Here is a 16,207-nt window from a genome sequence, read left to right on the forward strand (position 1 = left end):
CCGGAGCTTGTACTGTAGTGATCGCTACGGTAGTGTAGTGATCACTACAGAGTCAAGGGGTGATCGACGAAGGAGGCTTCATGGCCAAGGAAACCGAATCCCGGCCCCTCAAGCGCGCACCGCGCCGGGGCCGCGCCGACGGGGAACTGTCCCGGGCCCGGATTCTGGACGCGGCCAGCGAGATTGCGGCCGAGCGCGGTTATGAAGGCACCAGTATTGCGTTGGTGAGCGCGAAATGCGGGCTGCCGGCCAGTTCCATCTACTGGCACTTCAAGGACAAGGACGATCTGATCGCTGCCGTGATCGAGCGTAGCTTCGGTGCCTGGCTGGCGGCGTGGCAGCTTCCCGAGGGGCAAAGCGGAGACGAAACCATCCAGGGAACTGAGCAATTCGTGGGCCTGGCAACACAGACCGCCAAGGCCTTGTTGGATTCACCGGACTTCATCCGGCTGGGCCTGATGCTGGCGCTGGAGCGTCGGCCGGCCGAGCCGCGGGCCCGAACCATGTTCCTGGAAGTCCGTGCCCAGGCGTTCGGGCAGCTCATCGGAAACTTCGGCAGGTTCATGCCGGGGTTGACCGAAGCGCAGATCTACCAGCTCGCGACCTACGCAATGGCGGGTGCCGACGGCTTGTTCATCGCCAAGGAAATCGACGGCGACGCGGTCAATCTCATCGAGATGTTCGAGTTGCACGGCCGCGCGCTCTACGACATGGCCCGCCGGTTCATCGAAGACGGGGCAACACGATGAGCCTGGGCGCCGCCGACGTCGGTGCTGGCGCGGGTCCGCCCGGCCAGCATCCGGGCGCAGTGGACAACTGGCCGGTGGCGATCATCGGCTCCGGTGTTGTCGGCACCGATCTGATGAGCAGGATCGGCAATGGCGACCGACGGCTGCGGGTGAGCGCGATGGTTGGCACCAACCCGCACTGTGACGGCCTGGCCCGGGCGGCCGCCGCAGGGATCTCGACCAGCCCAGGTGGGGTTGACGGGCTGCTGAGGATGCCCGAATTTGCGAACATCCGCCTGGTTTTCGACACGACCAACCCCGGCGCACACCAGCGCAATTGGGCGCGGCTGGCCGATACCGGCGTACGGATGCTCGACCTCACCGCGTCCGCGATCGGCCCATGCTGCGTGCCGTCAGTCAATCTCGATGCCCAACTCGACGCGCCGCACCTGAGCATGGCGACCTGCAGCGCACAGGCGGCGGTGCCCATCGTCGCCGCGGTGCGCCGGCATTCAGTGGTGCGCTACGCCGAAGTGGTTTCTGCCATCGCCTCGCGGGCACTGGGGCCGGGTGAGCGGGTGAACCTCGATGAATTCGCCGAACTGACCACGACCGCGGTCCAAGAGCTGGGCGGCGCGTGCCGGGCCAAGACGCTCACGATCGTCAACCCCGCCGATCCACCGATGCCGATGCGCACCACCGTCTTCTGCCTGGTTGACCAAGCTGACGAGGTGGCTCGGGTCGAGGCGGATGTACTGGCCATGGTCGACAGAGTCCAAGCCTTGCTGCCCGGCTATCGGCTCAAGCATCGCGTGCAATTCGAGCGGTTGGGCAGCGGCAACACGCTCTACATTCCGGGGACGGGGAAGTTCGGTGGCACTCGGGTCACCGTTCTGCTCGAGATCACCGCCGCCGGGGGCTACCTGCCAGCCTGTGCCGGAAACGTCGCCATCGTGACGTCGGCGGCCAAGGCCACCGCCGAGGCGATCGTCGAACGCCACGCCCAAACGGTAAAGGCGGAACTATGATTCGCGATCTGTACATCAGCGACGTCACCTTGCGCGACGGCATGCACGCGGTGCGTCACCAGTACAGCATCGCCCAAGCCGTGGCGATTGCCAGGGCGCTCGACGATGCGGGGGTCGACTCCATCGAGGTCGCCCACGGTGACGGCCTGGGCGGGTCGAGCTGTTGTTACGGCTTTGGCGCGCACACCGACCTGGAATGGATCGAAGCTGTCGCCGGCGCTGTCGATCGCGCCAGGGTGGCGACATTGCTGCTGCCCGGGATTGGCAGCGTCGCCAACCTCGAGGACGCGCGCCGCGCCGGCGCGAGCGTGGTGCGGGTGGGTACCCACTGCACCGAAGCCGATCTGGCCGCTCGCTACCTCGGGGCCGCCCGTGACCTCGGTATGGACGCGGTCGGATTCTTGATGATGAGCCACCTGACCACCCCGAAACGGTTGGCCGAACAGGCCAAACTGCTGGAGGGCTACGGGGCGTCCTGCGTGTACGTCGTCGACTCCGGAGGTGCGCTGACCGGTGCCGCCGTTGCGCAGCGATTTGACGCGCTGCGCCAGAATCTGGATCCGGCAACGGAATTGGGAATCCATGCGCACCACAATCTGTCGCTGGGCGTGGCGAACTCGGTGGTGGCCGTCGAGCATGGTGCGCGCCGCATCGACGCCTCGCTGGCGGGCATGGGTGCCGGGGCGGGAAACGCGCCCCTGGAAGTGCTCATCGCCGTGGTGAACCGGCTGGGCTGGACGCACGGATGCGAGCTGAACGCCCTGGAAGACGCCGCCGACGACCTGGTCCGGCCGCTGCAGGATCGGCCGGTGCGCATCGACCGCGAGACGCTGACGCTGGGCTACGCCGGGGTGTATTCGAGCTTCCTGCGGCACGCCGAAATCACCGCCGGGCGTTACGGGGTGGACGCGCGCAGTCTGCTCGAGGAGGCCGGTCGCCGCGGCCTGATCGGCGGCCAAGAGGACTTGCTCGTCGATATCGCTCTGGATCTGGTCGGGCCGGCCGAGCCGTTGGCCCACGGTGCGCCATGATGGGTTAGGGGAGCCGCTGCCTGCTCGTCTGGAAGGAGACCCGAAAACATGCCGGCCTTTGACAGCGAGCTTGGCGCCTTGCGCCGTTGGGCCCAGGCGATCCTGAACCGGCGTCGCGACGGTGAGATCTACCAGACATCGACCATGGGAGCGTTGCTCAACGGGGTTTATGAGGGTGATGTCACCATCGGTGAGCTATTGCGCCACGGTGACTTCGGTCTGGGCACTTTCAACCGGCTGGACGGGGAGATGCTGGTCCTCGACGGCGTCTGCTACCAGCTCCGCAGCGACGGCAGCGCCACCGTAGCCGATCTGGACGAACGCACGCCGTTTGCCGCGGTGACCTGGTTTCGCCCCGACCGTACGATCGACGTTTCGGCTCCATGTGATCGCGCCGACCTGAAGTCGTTCATCGACGCGGCCCTGGAGAGCGCGAATCTGATGGTGGCCGTGCGGGTTAGCGGCCAGTTCAGCTCCATCCGCACCCGCACCGTCAGCGAGCAGCGGCCACCTTTTCGCCCCTTCACCGAAGCCACCCAAGACCAGCGGGAGGTGACGTTCACCGACGTCAGTGGCACGCTGGCGGGATTCCGGATGCCGGACTACGAACAAGGCATTTCGGTGGCCGGTTACCATTCCCACTTCATCGACAGCGAGCGTCGCCGCGGCGGGCATACCCTCGACTATCGGCTGATGGCCGGGACCGTGGAAATCGGCATCCGATCCGAACTGCATCTGAGCTTGCAGCACACCCCGGCGTTCCTCAACGCCGAACTCGACCAGGACGATCTGGATGGCCAGATCCGGCGGACGGAGGGCGATTGAGCATGAGCGACGGCGGCGTGCGCTCGGCGCAACGGGTGGTCGAGACATTGAGCGCCTACGGGGTTCGATACCTCTTCGGCGTGCCCGGGGCCAAGATCGACTCGGTATTCGATGCGTTGCGCGACAGCGAACTCGAGGTGGTCACTCAAACGCCGTCTGGCCAGAGTCGTCTTCAGCCGACTCCGGGCCGACCAAAGCCGCGTTAGGGGAGACGCACAGGACCACTCGAGCCAAGCAACATAGGCGCCGCTGACCACCGGTCAACGATGGTCCGGTCAGCGTCGCACCGCCGCATCTCGCGCTGTTGGCGGGCGCTCAGCCCCGAGTTGAACAGTCAGCCAGATCCCTGGGAGTTACGGCCACGCAATAGCCAAGCACGCGATGACCAGCAGAATGCGCGGAACAGTGGACCTCGGCGAAGAGCCCCCGTTACCGTTAACGGGCACTGACCTCAGTCGCGTTGTTGCTGTTAGCAATCCGAATTGGAGAGCCCGACTATTTGGTTTCGATCGCCAAGCAAGTGAATCGCCCGCCTCCGCCGCCAATCAACATCACAGATTCCCCTGGCCTCAGCTCACTAGTCTCGACCAGGTGAGCCAAACCAAGAATCTGGTCGCAAGCCCCGACATGCTCAATCTTTCGCAATTGTGACCAGCATGTCCTCTCAAAAGTCATGCCGATGGCACAGATAAATGGTTCCTCGGGCGAAAGGCGATAAAAACCGTATTGACGCCGGAGAGGACCAACCCTGCGACCCCTCACGGCGCCGCCACGGCATGCTCGCTACCCGGCTCACTCACCCGATTGTGGTCTGCGCTGATGCTGGATCCGCCGCGGTGATTGCCACCACCAAGCCTTTTGGAACCACTTGCAACGTCACGACTGACCCTCCTTTCGTCGGTTGTATTCGACCTCCCACAAGGAACACTCGCGAAACCGGCTGGAGCAGTGGAGTAACCGAGTCGATCCTCCCGGAGGGTACGTGCACCATATTCCCACCGGGTATGGGGTACTTCCATGGCAGGTTCGCGGGGGTGAGCGAGATCGCCGGACTTCCTAGGTCCTGGCCGGCTGGTTCTGGCGGCGCGTGGTGGCACGCGGCGCCAGTTCGGATGCTTGCCGGGACGTTGCCGCATCTCTGCGGGACACCTGAACTACCCTGGAGCGCATCATATTTCGAACTAGCGGAAGCATCTACTTCGCGCGCCGGAGCACCCCACGGGGCGGTGGCGTTGAATACTTCCCACCCGCAGTCGCCGCAACCCGACGACAAATCCTCGCCAGCCTTGGAATCAAGATGCGTCGATAGGGCAGGTGGCCTGACTCAGGACGACGGCAGTCGGCCCGGAAGGCACCCGGCGAGGCGGGCTTCGATGTCCTCACGAAGGCCGTGGAACAAGCGCCGCGCCGGGAGGGGGGTCTTGGACATCCGAAATGTCAACTCCTTGTACAAGAGGCAGTGATACTTCACGATGACCCCGGCGCCAGTCGCTGCGGCGCCGTCGAGGTTGTGACGGGTGGAAGTCGCTCGCCAGCTTCGACTGAAACATCCAGATCGTGCCGAGCAGCACTGGTGTTGCGACGGTGTCGTAGCTGCGGGGCCCGACAACGGTGCGCACGGTCGCCCAGTTCTTCTACTCCGGGTAGTGCTGTCGTGCTTGCTGCCCGGACGCGGCCGGGTAAAGGTGATCTGCCGAAGGCGCGCACCAGGCCAACGGGTAGTGATTAATGAGCCCATTCCCATTCTCGCTGTTTACCAGCAGGATTGGGAATAGCAGCACCGCTGCGATGTCGTCGAGCCCAGCGAGCGCCCATCTGTGGGGCCTAGCTGCGCACGCTTCGGTTCGCGCTCCACCCGATGGCATTGTCGTCTCCGACCCTGGGTGGAGGCATTCTCACTAGCGATCCCACGGCTGATCCTTCGTGCGCTCGATGACCGGGGGGCGATCGATGGCGGCAGCCGATCTGCGAACCAGCAGTGCCGGGGTGTCGTTATCGATCACCAACTCGCCGGAGCGGTATAGCGCCGCTCCGAACTCGTCGAGTATCGGCGCCAGCCGCTTGCTCGCGAGCATGCGCAACGTCGCCCAGCAGAAGATTTTGGGTCACCATGAGTTTTGCGCCCATTTGCCCGGATCCAGTGCCGCCGCATAACGGCCGTGGGCCCCTGTGTTGCTCCCCAAAGCCTACGTGCGCGGTCACGTTGCCAGCTGTTCTTTGTTGAGGCTCTTGGCTCTACTGCCGTTGTCGAGCGGTCTCGAGCGCCGCTCGACTAGCGTTGCTGCAGCGCGACATTCACTCATCGCTGACCCCATCGTGTGGCCTACTGCGCAACAAAAGACTCGCGACTTCGCCAAGCCGTTACGTGGACAGTCCTACGTTAGGCGGCGAAGGGCCCTGTGCGGGAACCTCCGATTACCTCCTGGCGGATGTACCCGTGCGGGGTATTGGTATATAGTGCTGACCACCTATCAGGAGTCCTTGTCCTGGTCTGCTCTCTAAGGTCGAATCATCGCCCATCGAAAGGGGTTTCAACGTGACGCTTCGGGTGAGTCCAGAGGCGCTAATGACCGCGGCCGCGCAGGTGGAGGCGTTGAGCGCTCGGTTGGCGGCGGCTCATGCCGCCGCGGCGCCGTTGATCACGGATGTTATTCTGCCAGCAGCGGATCCGGTGTCGCTGAGCAATGCTTTGGGGCTAAGTGCCCATAGTGTGCAGTACGTCGGTGTCGCCCTCGAGGGTGCCGAGGAGTTGGCTCGCTCCGGTGTTGGAGTTGGTGTGGCTGGGGACGGTTACGCCGCCGGTGATGCTGCGGCGGCGTTGGTCTACGGTGGGGGCGTGGCATGACCGGCCCGGTCTGGATGGAAGCCCCGCCGGAGGTCCATGCAACGTTGCTTTCCAGCGGGCCGGGTGCTGGCCCACTGCTTGCGTCAGCGGCGAGTTGGTCATCGCTGAGTGCGGAGTATGCGGCGGTGGCCGAGGAACTGACTTCCTAGGTGGCGACAATAGAAGCCGTGGCCTGGCAGGGCCCGAGCGCGGAGGTTTGCGCCACAAGGGTCGGCATGGCAGCCAACGCACTGACATAGGCCGCCGCCCGTATAACGGTATCTCGCAATGATTAACTGCAACCCGGGCACGGCAGTTGTCCGTTCAGACCATTAACGTCAGGGGGACTGCGCGGGATATTCCGTCGGCTGGTGCGCCGCCGACGGCGTTCCCACCAGCGGGACCACCGATTCATCGCTCGTATTCATTTCACCCTCGGGGAAATGCGATGAACGGGAAGTCTGCGCGGTCAATGCCCCCGACGCTTCGCGCAACGCCATACCCGCCATACCCGCTAAACACGAGCGAGTAGACCCGTCGGTCACCTGAATGGAAGTCGAACACCCCCGCAAACCCGGCGCCGGTCACTGCACCCGGACTGATCACGTCCGGCGTCGACTCATCTGCAAGCACCGGTGCCACAGCCGTCACCGGGTCCATTCACGAGGCATGGAGCATTGTTCATGAGCTTTATGATGTTGCCGCCAGAGATCAACTCGACCCGCATGTACACCGGTCCGGGCTCCGCCTCGCTCAGGGCCGCCGCAGCAAGCTGGAACAGCATATCGGTTGAATTGCATTCCGCCGCCGAGTCTTACCGGGCCATGATCGCAGACCTGACCAGCTTCCAATGGCTGGGTCCGTCTTCGGCCGCAATGATCGCGTCGATGCTGCCCTATGTCGAATGGCTGGAGGCCACTGCCGTCCAGGCAGGACACTCGGCGATGCAGGCCTCGGCCGCGGCCGCCGCCTACGAGCAGGCGTTCGCGATGACGGTGCCGCCGCCGGCCATCGTAGCCAACCGCACCGAACTCGCGGGACTGATCGCCACGAACTTCTTCGGCCAAAACACCGCGGCAATCGCGGCCAACGAAGCCGAATACGCCGAGATGTGGGCCACCGACGCCACCGCGATGACCAGCTACTCCACCACCTCGGCCACCGCAAGAGCGTTGACCCCCTTCACTTCCCCGCACCAGAGCACCAACCCCGCCGGCCTGGGCGCTCAAAGCGCCGCAGTGGCCAACTCCACCGCCAATGCAGCCGCCGACGGCGGCAACTGGCTGGGGAATCTGATCATTACCATCGGTGAAGCGTTCGCCCCGTTCGCGCCCGAGGTTACCGTAGCCCTGGTAGCGGTCGGGGAGGCGATCAACGCGCTCCCCTTCCCATCCTTCTTCGCCGACGACTTCACGATCCTCGACGGTATCCTTGCGTTCTACGCGACTATCGGTTCGATACAAAACATCGAATCGATGAGCAGCGGAATCATCGGTACCGAAGACACGTTGGGCCTAGTCCCGCACGCCGCCGCGGCCGCCGCCGACGCCCCCAACGCACTCGCCGCACTCGGTGGTGAGCCGGCGATGGGCGCCGAACTGGGCCCGATCGCAGCAGAGCTGAGCAGTGGCAACAGAATTGGCCAAATGTCGGTCCCGCCCAGCTGGAGCGAACCGAAGGTCACCACCATCAAAGCGCTGCAGGCCACCCCACTGACCACCCTGCCCACCGACGAGGTTCCCGCATCCGGCATCCCCGGAATGCCCGGAATGGCAATGACCGGAGCAGGCCGCGGTGGCGTCGCACCCCGATACGGAGTGCGACTGACCGTGATGCCCCGCCCATTCTCCGGCGGATAACCAAATTGCTTTGGCGACAAAATTTTCGAGGCTATCGAGGCTTTCGAGGTTTTCGAGCGATCTCCTGTATCGGTTCGTCGTGGGGCGACACGACAAATGAGAAACACAGGTCTGCCGTGTCGGAAACGCTGCACGCAGGTTTCGAGCACTCGCCGGCGCTACGGCAATGGTCTGGTCGCTGCGCGGCTCCGTTGCTGCCCGGCGATCCCGTGCTCTGCCGGTCAGCTGCGATCGGGTGAGGGAGGCCACCGCGGATCGTAGCGATGCAGCGACGCGTCGCTCGGTAATGAACGCCTCCAACGGTGAGCGCTGCGAGCGGCCGGTGCTCGAAGCAGCGATCGAGCGGTGCTTGCGGATGATTGGAATGCTGGTTGGAGAGCAGCCGGTTCACAGCGGTATACATGTTGGGCGCCCGGGCGGCGAAAGCACGTCGGCTACATGAACGGTGTAGTCGCCCAACCAAGCCAGTGGATCCTCGCACCTCGGCGCCTCGCAAACGGGTATCTGGACGGTAGCTCTCGCTCCTGGGGTCGCGGCCCGCGGCCATGAGTGGATTGACGCCCGTGGTTTGTGAATCTGTCCGCTCCCATGACTGAAGAGCAGTCGGGCAACTGTGCGGATGCGGGCGCCGCACCAAAGTTGCCGTATCGCTAGGTGCTGCGTAGCGGGATTGGCCAGAGCGCTGGAATGATCTTGCCTATCTGACTATGACTATGACTATGCCAGGGTGCTAGGGGCGAAGCGTCGCTACGATTTTCTGGTCACACTGTTGGTCGCTTACGCATCCGGCGACGACGACACCGTCAAGGAGATCCTGGGCCGGCAACTGGAAATCGCCATCCTCTCAGGAGGGCACGGGCCCAGCGGAGATAGCCCGGCTCCAAGCGCGAGGACGATGCGATTGCCGCCAACCATACTGATTGTCAAGAACACATCCGATGGGATTTGCGACTCTCCGGTGAACGGGGTTGGTCAGGATTGTCTGTATGCCAATGGCTGTTGATGGCGGCCATGGTGGTAGGGCTGCTGATAGCCGGTCTGTTTGCTTCCGATGCAGACGTGCTGGCCGTGAAACCCCTTGGTTGCGTGGACGCGAAGCTGTCAGGGCCGAGCTTTACGTCTATAACGCCGGTCGTCATACCGGGTTGTGGATGTGGGTGGGTAGGCGACGAGCAGGTGCACGTGTTCGGTTGGCCGTGGAACTCGATCAACCCGGTACCGAGGTCGGCGCAGACCTCGCCCACGGCCCGGCAGCTTGTCCACTCGGTGCTGTCGGGCTATCTAATCCGTCTGGTCGAAACGCTGGACACCACAGCGGCATTGCGGCTGGATCCTGCAACGCGCCCGCGCAATCGGAGCTGAACGGGTTGCATTGAGAGCGGCTGAGCTGGGCCGGGAGGGTAAGTCCCTCATTTCCAGCGAAAGGACAGCTCGACTTTCCAGCGAAGAGCGGCCCTATGGAGATTGGTACTCGACGTCGCCCTCCGGGCGGCCCGCTGGGCTGCATACCGTTGCCGTCGGCAGTAGTTTGGTTAGGCATAGATAAGTCCTAGCTGAGGGCAGCTTGGCCAGTTGGACTGGCGGTGGTGGGCTAGTTGCACAGAAGCCACACCGAGGCGCCCTCAGGAGCACCCCGAGGAGTGACACACGTGATAGTCGACGAGACAGCTGATTCGCGGCCAGCGGTGGATGAGGCGGAGCTTCGGCTTGTGCTCGCGGATTTGCCGGCTGGTGGTAGTGCTGAAATCGTCGGGCTTGATGCTGCTGCGCCCGTCGATGTGCAGACGCGGCTACAGCATCTAGGTTTTCGTCCTGGAACCCGGGTGAAAATGGTTCGTGCCGCTCCTCTAACAGACCCCGCCACGTATCGGTTGTTGGGTGCTGAGATTTGCTTGCGGCGCCGTGAGGCCGCCTATATCCAGATCGGGCGCTGGTAGTGACGGGGTCGTGCCATCACAGTGGAATCAGTGCCGAGGCGCCCCCACCGCAAGTGCGAATCGCGTTGGTGGGCAGCCCGAATGCGGGCAAGACGTCAGTGTTCAATCACCTCACCGGGATGCGCGCCCGCACCGGCAACTACCCGGGAGTCACCGTGGCTCGCAGCGTGGGTACGGGCCAGTACAGATGTGACCACGAAGTGACGAAGTTCACCATCGAGGATTTGCCGGGGTGCTACAGCTTGACCCCGATCAGCCCGGATGAGCGGGTCGCGGCCGATCTACTGCGCGGCGAGTTGCCCGGCATCGCCGCTCCTGATGCCTTGGCAGTGGTGGTCGATGTCACCGTGCTACAGCGCTCATTGCTGTTGCTAGCTCAGGCTCTTGCTTTGGATCTCCCCACAATGGTGATCCTGACAATGACCGACGAGCTAGCCGCGCGGGGCGGCCGCTTGGATATCCACCGATTCGCCACCGCGCTGGGTGTGCCGGTAGTCGGGGTTGTCGGTAGCCGGGGAAAGGGATTCGGCCCACTGCGCGGGCTCTTGGCAACCCCAGAGACGTGGCAGCGTGTTCCCTTCGCGCCGTCCCTTGAGGACGGCCAGTTCCGCAGCTGGGTTGCGTCGATTCTTCAAGCCGGTGGGTACCGGCCTCCGGTTCCTGATGGCCGTAGCGCGCGCATCGATCGCGTGCTGCTGCACCCGGTGTGGGGATCGTTGGCGTTCCTGACTGCGATGTTTGCGTTGTTCCAGGTGGTGTTCAGTGCGGCCCCGCCGCTACAGGATCAGATCACTCGGTTCTTTGAGTGGCTGGGCCCGCTGGCCGCTGACACGATCCCGAATTCCACGTTGGCCGGATTGGTCGGTGTGGGAGTCATCGGCGGGGTCGGGACCGTGCTGGCGTTTATCCCGCAGATCGTGTTGATGTTCCTGCTGATCGCGCTGCTGGAAAACGTCGGCTATATGGCCCGCGCGGCGTTCCTGGTGGACCGCATTATGGCTGTCGCCGGGCTTGAGGGCCGCGCGTTCGTGGCCATGTTGTCGTCGCTGGCTTGCGCAGTACCAGGCATCATGGCCACCCGCACGCTGCCCTCCGCGCGCGACCGGATCGCCACGGCACTGGCGGCGCCACTGATGACATGCTCGGCCCGGTTGCCGGTCTACATCCTGCTGATTGGCCTTCTAGTCGACCCGGATGCGCGATGGGGACCGCTATCGGTCCAAGGCGTGGCAATGTTCGGGCTCTACCTACTTGGCGGAATTAGCGCGATGATCGCCGCCTGGGTCTTTAAGACCGCGGTTCTCGGCGGTGACCTGCTGCCGTTCTACATGGAGATGCCACCGTACCGGTTTCCGTCCGTGAAATCGGTCCTGTTGCTCATGTGGGACTCATCAAAGGCGTTTCTGCGCAAGGCGGGAACGATCATCCTGCTCACGGCGGTCGTGCTGTGGTTTTTGCTCAACCTACCGCCTCGCAGCGCGCAGGTGGCCGGTATGAGCGACGCGGCGGCAGGCGCGTTGGTGGTCAACAATTCCTTTGCCGCGCAATTGGGCCGCGTTGTCCAGCCGCTGTTTGAACCGCTGGGCTTTGACTGGCGCCTTTGCGTGGCGTTGGTTGGTGCCATGGCTGCTCGCGAGGTGTTTGTGGCGACGTTGGGCCAGATTTTCGCCGCCACCGACCCCGAGGCCCCGGCCGCGGCAATGCAGTCTGCGGTGTTCACTTCCGGCCCACATCAGGGCGACCTGTTGTTTACCGCGCCTACTGTGGCGGCGCTGTTGGTGTTCTTCGCCTATGCGCTGTCCTGTATGTCCACCGTGGCGACGATTCGCCGCGAAACCAATTCATGGAAGTGGCCTCTCGTCGCGTGGGGATACATGTTCACCCTGGCATGGGTAGGCGCCTTTATCGCCCGCCAGGTAACCATATGGCTGGCTGGCTGACGGGACATGTCCATTCCGCTGCTGCACCCTGAAACCGCCGAGGGCGATCCTCGTTTGCTGAAATGGTCGATAGGAAACCGCACTCTGCCGGCGGTGCCGCCGCAGCTACTAGCGCTCGTCGAGGAGGGCGTGCTGGCACGGGTGGAGACTGCCCCCGGACAAGTGCTGACCTGGCTCGGCGCCAACCGATCTTGGAGCACCGAAGGCCCCCGAGTCCGATCGCTGCTCTTCGCTGCGTTGAGCGCACCGCATCAGGAAGCCTTGACCAGCTCCGCCGCATTGTTGAGCCAGATCCAGGCCCTACTCCAGCAGGAGGTAGCACCTGTCGCGGATGCCCACGGCGGCATGGTGACTGCGCGCTCGGTACAAGACGGGGTTCTAACCGTGGACTTCGGCGGCGCCTGCCAAGGGTGTGCGGCGAGCGGGAACACACTCAGCCACCTGGTCTCACGCACGGTGCGAACCCGCTACCCGCAGATAACCGAAGTACGAGCCGCAACATCGCAACGCAAGTGGATCCCGTTGTCGCTCCGCCGCCCCACAACTATTTGATCGCGTCAATATTCACGTGGCCAGCCCATTGGCCCCACTCTCCTGGCGCTACTCCCGCAAGCCGCCTAGCGAACACAAACGTTGCCATACCCCGGCACTGTGTCAAGGTGGATGCCTGGCCAAAACCTCTGGCCGGGACCTGGCTTACGGCATGGAGTGCTTGAGGGGTGGGGTAGCTGTAGCGGGCGCCGTGTCCAAAGAATTGACAAGCCAGCATCTCCGAAAACCCAGGCGCGCGGCAGTTTCCGGACATACCGGGTTCAATTGGTGTAGTTCGACTCGGCTTGAATATATGTCGCTGGAGGTCCGATCTCGGGCGCACCCCTGATAGGGTACCGGGGTATAGCAGGCTGTTTGTTCGCTAAGCGGCTTGTGGGCGGAACTTGGGACTAGTTGCTGGCCAGACTGTTTGGTGGCGGACTTGGTGACGTCATGGTCTGCCGATGGCCGCGTCGGGGCGTTGTCATCCGAGCGTCGGCTCGCATGATGTCGCTACGGTTACCCGGCCGGGGAGCGGCGCTCAGCCTATCGATGTGAGGAAGCGCGCATGGGGTGAGGCGATCTTCGTTCTGGCCAGAGCTCAAGGCGCAGTTGACCATATCCGCAGGAACAGGACGGCGATCTACATCGGACCGGACCGATCCTGCCTGAACAAGCCCGGCGGGGGGGATTGGCCCGCGTCCCCGTGAAGTCGCTAAGACGGCAGAGGAGTGCGGCGGTTCCAGGGTGAACGATGTCGAGAGAGGATGCGAAGGATGATCAGAGACACCGCCTATTGGCACCGGCGGCGCGGGCTGAACTTGGAGCAATTCGGCAGCAACTTCTTTGGTACGTCGCAACAGCTAGCACAGAATCAACCGTGGCTCGACCAGTTCGGCGAGATCGACACGCCGCCGATCGTGTCGTGGATGTACGAGTACGGGAGGTTCCGCCGGTTCACCCAGTCCGTCTGGATCACATTGCCGCCCAACATCGTTGCAGGTGAATTGGAGGCTGTTCTGCAGGCGGTGCTGGACCGCCACGACATACTGCGCACCAATCTTGAGGTGGTCGACGGCGGCTACCGGCTATCCACCAGGCCGCCCGGCGTGGTCCGTGCCGCAGACATCCTCGCCCGGAAGTGCGGACCGGCTCACGGCGTAGCGGCCACAGATGTCTGCGCGGTGATCGATAGGATCGACCCGCTCGGTGGTGCGATGGTCCAGGCCCTTTGGTACGACGTCCCTCGGCCCGCAGTCGGCCGCTTGCTGCTCGTAGTGCCCCATCGGATGATCGACGTGGTGTCCTGGTATGTGCTAGCTGCCACTATGGCCGAAGCCTGGGCGCAGCTGGGCAACCCGGAAAAGGCGGCTCTGCCCGGCGAATACACCACATATCGAGAGTGGTCACGGTTGCTGACGGCCCGCAGCCATACCTACGAGGTCGCTGCCCAACGCGACTACTGGTTGGCGCAGCTAGCTGGGCCGGACCCTGCGCTGGGATGCCGAAAGCTCGATCCAGAAGGCGACACGTGGGCGTCACTACGCACGACAGAGATTGTCACCAAGGCGGACACCACTCGCTTCGTCCTCGACGAGGTGGCATCCGGAACCGATATTGACGTGCGGGACTTCCTGCTGACGGCGTTGACCATGACGCTTCTTTCCTGGCGGCGCCGGCGTGGCGACGCACCCGCTCGAAATGACAAGGGCGTCTTGCTGAACCTCGAGAGCCACGGGCGCGATGACGCGCTCTTCGAGGGGTGTGGTCCAGGTGGAGCCGGAATTGATACTTCGCTCACGGTTGGTTGGTTCACCCAGATCTTCCCTGTTCGCCTTGGAGTCGGGCGAACGGTGGATGTGGACACTGCTCGGAGAGACCCCGGGGCGGCCCGGGGCCTGCTGCGAGCGGTCTCCAAGCAGATCGACGCGGTCCCGAACAATGGACTGGACTATGCGCTGTTGCGCCACCATCGTCGCGACCCAGACCTGCTCGCTGCCTGTCAACCGCAGGTGGCCTTCAACTACATCGGTCGGCTCGACCTCAAGACGCAAACACGGGGGCGAGATGACGTTGACCAATGGCCTTCGAGTGGGCGAGATCAGTCCTATGTGTCACCGTGGAGTCTGGGTACCGGCAGTGCGCTCAACGCAAGCTCGCCAGCGGCGCCTGAATCGGACCTACCGCTGCGCCATGTGTTCGACGTGAGCGCATTGGTGCAGGGCAGCGCAGCGGGTCCGCAGATTGTGACCTACTGGCGCTGGAGCGACCGGCTGACCACCGATGAAGAGGCTCTGGAGCTGGCTGTGCTCTGGCATGACGCGATCACAACGCTGTCGGACGCTATGGCCAGGGATCCGCGGCACTAATGGTTGGCCTGCATGGGGGGCATGCGGTGCCAATCGGGACCCGCAGCGGCTGCAGTGGTTGGGTGTGTTGCTTCAACCTATTGGGGACTTGTGGCGCAAGCTGTGGGGGCGCGCGGTCGCTGGGCGGACCCTCAGGTAGTGAGAACGATAGTTGGTCGAGCAACGGGGGGCGGGGGCCTGGGGTGTCACGGTAGGTGAGGCGAGTGAGAGGCGGACTCGATGCGCCGTAGGCGCGCAGTTGCGCTTGTATGAATAGTGTTGATAGTCAGTGGCATAGATCAGACGGGGCGTAGCCCGGTTGCGCAGTCGAACAGCTATGCCAGGCAGGGATCCTCGGGCGGGGCCAGCGACTGGAAGAGGGCGGCCGCCTGCCCGGAACGAGACGAGGTCGAGGGCGGGGCAAATGAAATGCACTGCAATGCAGCATTATTAAACTGCGACTCATGGCGAAGTCATGCCAACACCAGGTACACCGCAACGTTTGCAGTACCACGACAATAGACTGACCGTGATGGCCGCGGTCCATCCAGGCCAATCCGGTGACCCGAAAACCGTTGTATAAAAAGATTGTTCATTGCCGAACCCAGGCTCCGCCAAGTGCCGAACCCGACTTTGCCCGCCGCGGGCGGGCTCCTCCCGCCCGTGATGACACTGGACCGAAAGAGCTGCGCACGGATGACGAAGATCGGTGCACCGCGATTCCGCGAACACGTGTGGTTTCCCCTGATCTTTGCGCCCCTCCGTTGCTAGCGGCGCACATCAGGGGCGGACAGTTGCCGGATGGGCACTTTCGCAAACAGCTCGTAAGGGATACTGGGCCCACGGGAAACGCCGCCATGCCGTACACATAGATACCTCGGCCAGTGGGTTGTCGCCGATGTAGGCCTTGGGCCAGAGCCTCCGCCGGTTCCAGCCGGCCGCGAATCCCTCAACGGCTTCCTGTTCAGCGCGCAGGAGCTAGAGACCGCAACCCGGCTGGGGCTGGATCTCACCCACGTCATCATGCGCGACAACAGCTACGACATGGTTGGTTTCCAGGAAGTGCTCAAATACGGCCGCACATCGGGTATCGAGCTAGCCGACTACGACGTGGTCCGCTACGCCAAAGCCTTTGGAGCCAAGGGGAATCCGGATC

12 protein-coding genes and 2 pseudogenes are annotated in these 16,207 nt (G+C 63.7%); 13 read left to right on the forward strand and 1 reads right to left on the reverse strand.

The genetic code is table 11. The features are described from left to right. The first annotated feature begins 80 nt into the window (after positions 1-80). From CCUG20998_RS06995 to CCUG20998_RS07015, 5 genes are read left to right on the forward strand one after another with little or no spacing between them, the layout of a single operon-like run. Positions 81-749 carry a TetR/AcrR family transcriptional regulator gene (locus tag CCUG20998_RS06995; protein WP_036457503.1) on the forward strand — a complete coding sequence of 223 codons (669 nt, stop codon included), beginning with the start codon at positions 81-83 and terminating at the stop codon, positions 747-749. Continuing rightward, positions 746-1,756 carry an acetaldehyde dehydrogenase (acetylating) gene (locus CCUG20998_RS07000; protein ID WP_020732252.1) on the forward strand — a complete coding sequence of 337 codons (1,011 nt, stop codon included), beginning with the start codon at positions 746-748 and terminating at the stop codon, positions 1,754-1,756. The genes CCUG20998_RS06995 and CCUG20998_RS07000 overlap by 4 nt, the downstream gene beginning before the upstream one ends. After that, a complete protein-coding gene (gene dmpG, locus CCUG20998_RS07005) occupies positions 1,753-2,787 on the forward strand; it encodes a 4-hydroxy-2-oxovalerate aldolase (RefSeq protein ID WP_020732253.1) in 1,035 nt (344 codons plus the stop codon). Before CCUG20998_RS07000 ends, dmpG begins: the two co-directional genes overlap by 4 nt. A 48-nt stretch (positions 2,788-2,835) precedes the next feature. After that, positions 2,836-3,612, forward strand: coding sequence for an acetolactate decarboxylase (gene budA / locus CCUG20998_RS07010; protein WP_020732254.1), 777 nt, complete (start codon positions 2,836-2,838; stop codon positions 3,610-3,612). A gap of 2 nt (positions 3,613-3,614) precedes the next feature. Beyond that, entirely contained in the window at positions 3,615-3,818 is a 204-nt protein-coding gene (locus CCUG20998_RS07015; protein ID WP_020732255.1) for a thiamine pyrophosphate-binding protein, read from the forward strand. Between the two features lie 1,692 nt (positions 3,819-5,510). Here CCUG20998_RS07015 and CCUG20998_RS27630 read toward each other — a convergent pair. Continuing rightward, a complete protein-coding gene (locus CCUG20998_RS27630) occupies positions 5,511-5,687 on the reverse strand; it encodes a hypothetical protein (RefSeq protein WP_020732257.1) in 177 nt (58 codons plus the stop codon). A gap of 461 nt (positions 5,688-6,148) precedes the next feature. On the opposite strand from CCUG20998_RS27630, the gene CCUG20998_RS07025 reads away from it, so the two are divergent. The 8 genes and pseudogenes from CCUG20998_RS07025 to CCUG20998_RS28335 form a co-directional block, all read left to right on the forward strand. Beyond that, positions 6,149-6,457: a PE family protein gene (locus CCUG20998_RS07025; RefSeq protein WP_020732258.1), complete on the forward strand. Its 309-nt coding sequence runs from the start codon at positions 6,149-6,151 to the stop codon at positions 6,455-6,457. Next, a pseudogene (locus CCUG20998_RS07030) lies at positions 6,454-6,603 on the forward strand (PPE domain-containing protein); the annotation flags it as partial. The gene CCUG20998_RS07025 and the pseudogene CCUG20998_RS07030, both read left to right, overlap by 4 nt. A gap of 516 nt (positions 6,604-7,119) precedes the next feature. After that, the gene (locus tag CCUG20998_RS07040) at positions 7,120-8,295 is read left to right on the forward strand and encodes a PPE family protein (RefSeq protein ID WP_081651142.1); all 1,176 of its coding nucleotides are present in this window, start codon (positions 7,120-7,122) and stop codon (positions 8,293-8,295) included. Between the two features lie 1,649 nt (positions 8,296-9,944). Continuing rightward, on the forward strand, positions 9,945-10,232 hold the full coding sequence (locus CCUG20998_RS07055; protein WP_231389860.1) for a FeoA family protein: 288 nt from the start codon (positions 9,945-9,947) through the stop codon (positions 10,230-10,232). A 53-nt stretch (positions 10,233-10,285) separates the two neighbouring features. Beyond that, positions 10,286-12,172 (forward strand): ferrous iron transporter B, encoded by a 1,887-nt coding sequence (gene feoB, locus CCUG20998_RS07060; protein WP_103653760.1) that lies wholly within the window; start codon positions 10,286-10,288, stop codon positions 12,170-12,172. 6 nt (positions 12,173-12,178) lie between these two features. Continuing rightward, positions 12,179-12,724 carry a NifU family protein gene (locus CCUG20998_RS07065; RefSeq protein WP_020732264.1) on the forward strand — a complete coding sequence of 182 codons (546 nt, stop codon included), beginning with the start codon at positions 12,179-12,181 and terminating at the stop codon, positions 12,722-12,724. 755 nt (positions 12,725-13,479) lie between these two features. Next, positions 13,480-15,072: a condensation domain-containing protein gene (locus CCUG20998_RS07070; protein ID WP_020732265.1), complete on the forward strand. Its 1,593-nt coding sequence runs from the start codon at positions 13,480-13,482 to the stop codon at positions 15,070-15,072. 981 nt (positions 15,073-16,053) lie between these two features. Next, positions 16,054-16,137 (forward strand): annotated as a pseudogene (locus CCUG20998_RS28335) (hypothetical protein); the annotation flags it as partial. Positions 16,138-16,207: the final 70 nt, after the last annotated feature.

This window comes from Mycobacterium marinum, assembly GCF_003391395.1.
GTDB lineage: Bacteria > Actinomycetota > Actinomycetes > Mycobacteriales > Mycobacteriaceae > Mycobacterium > Mycobacterium marinum.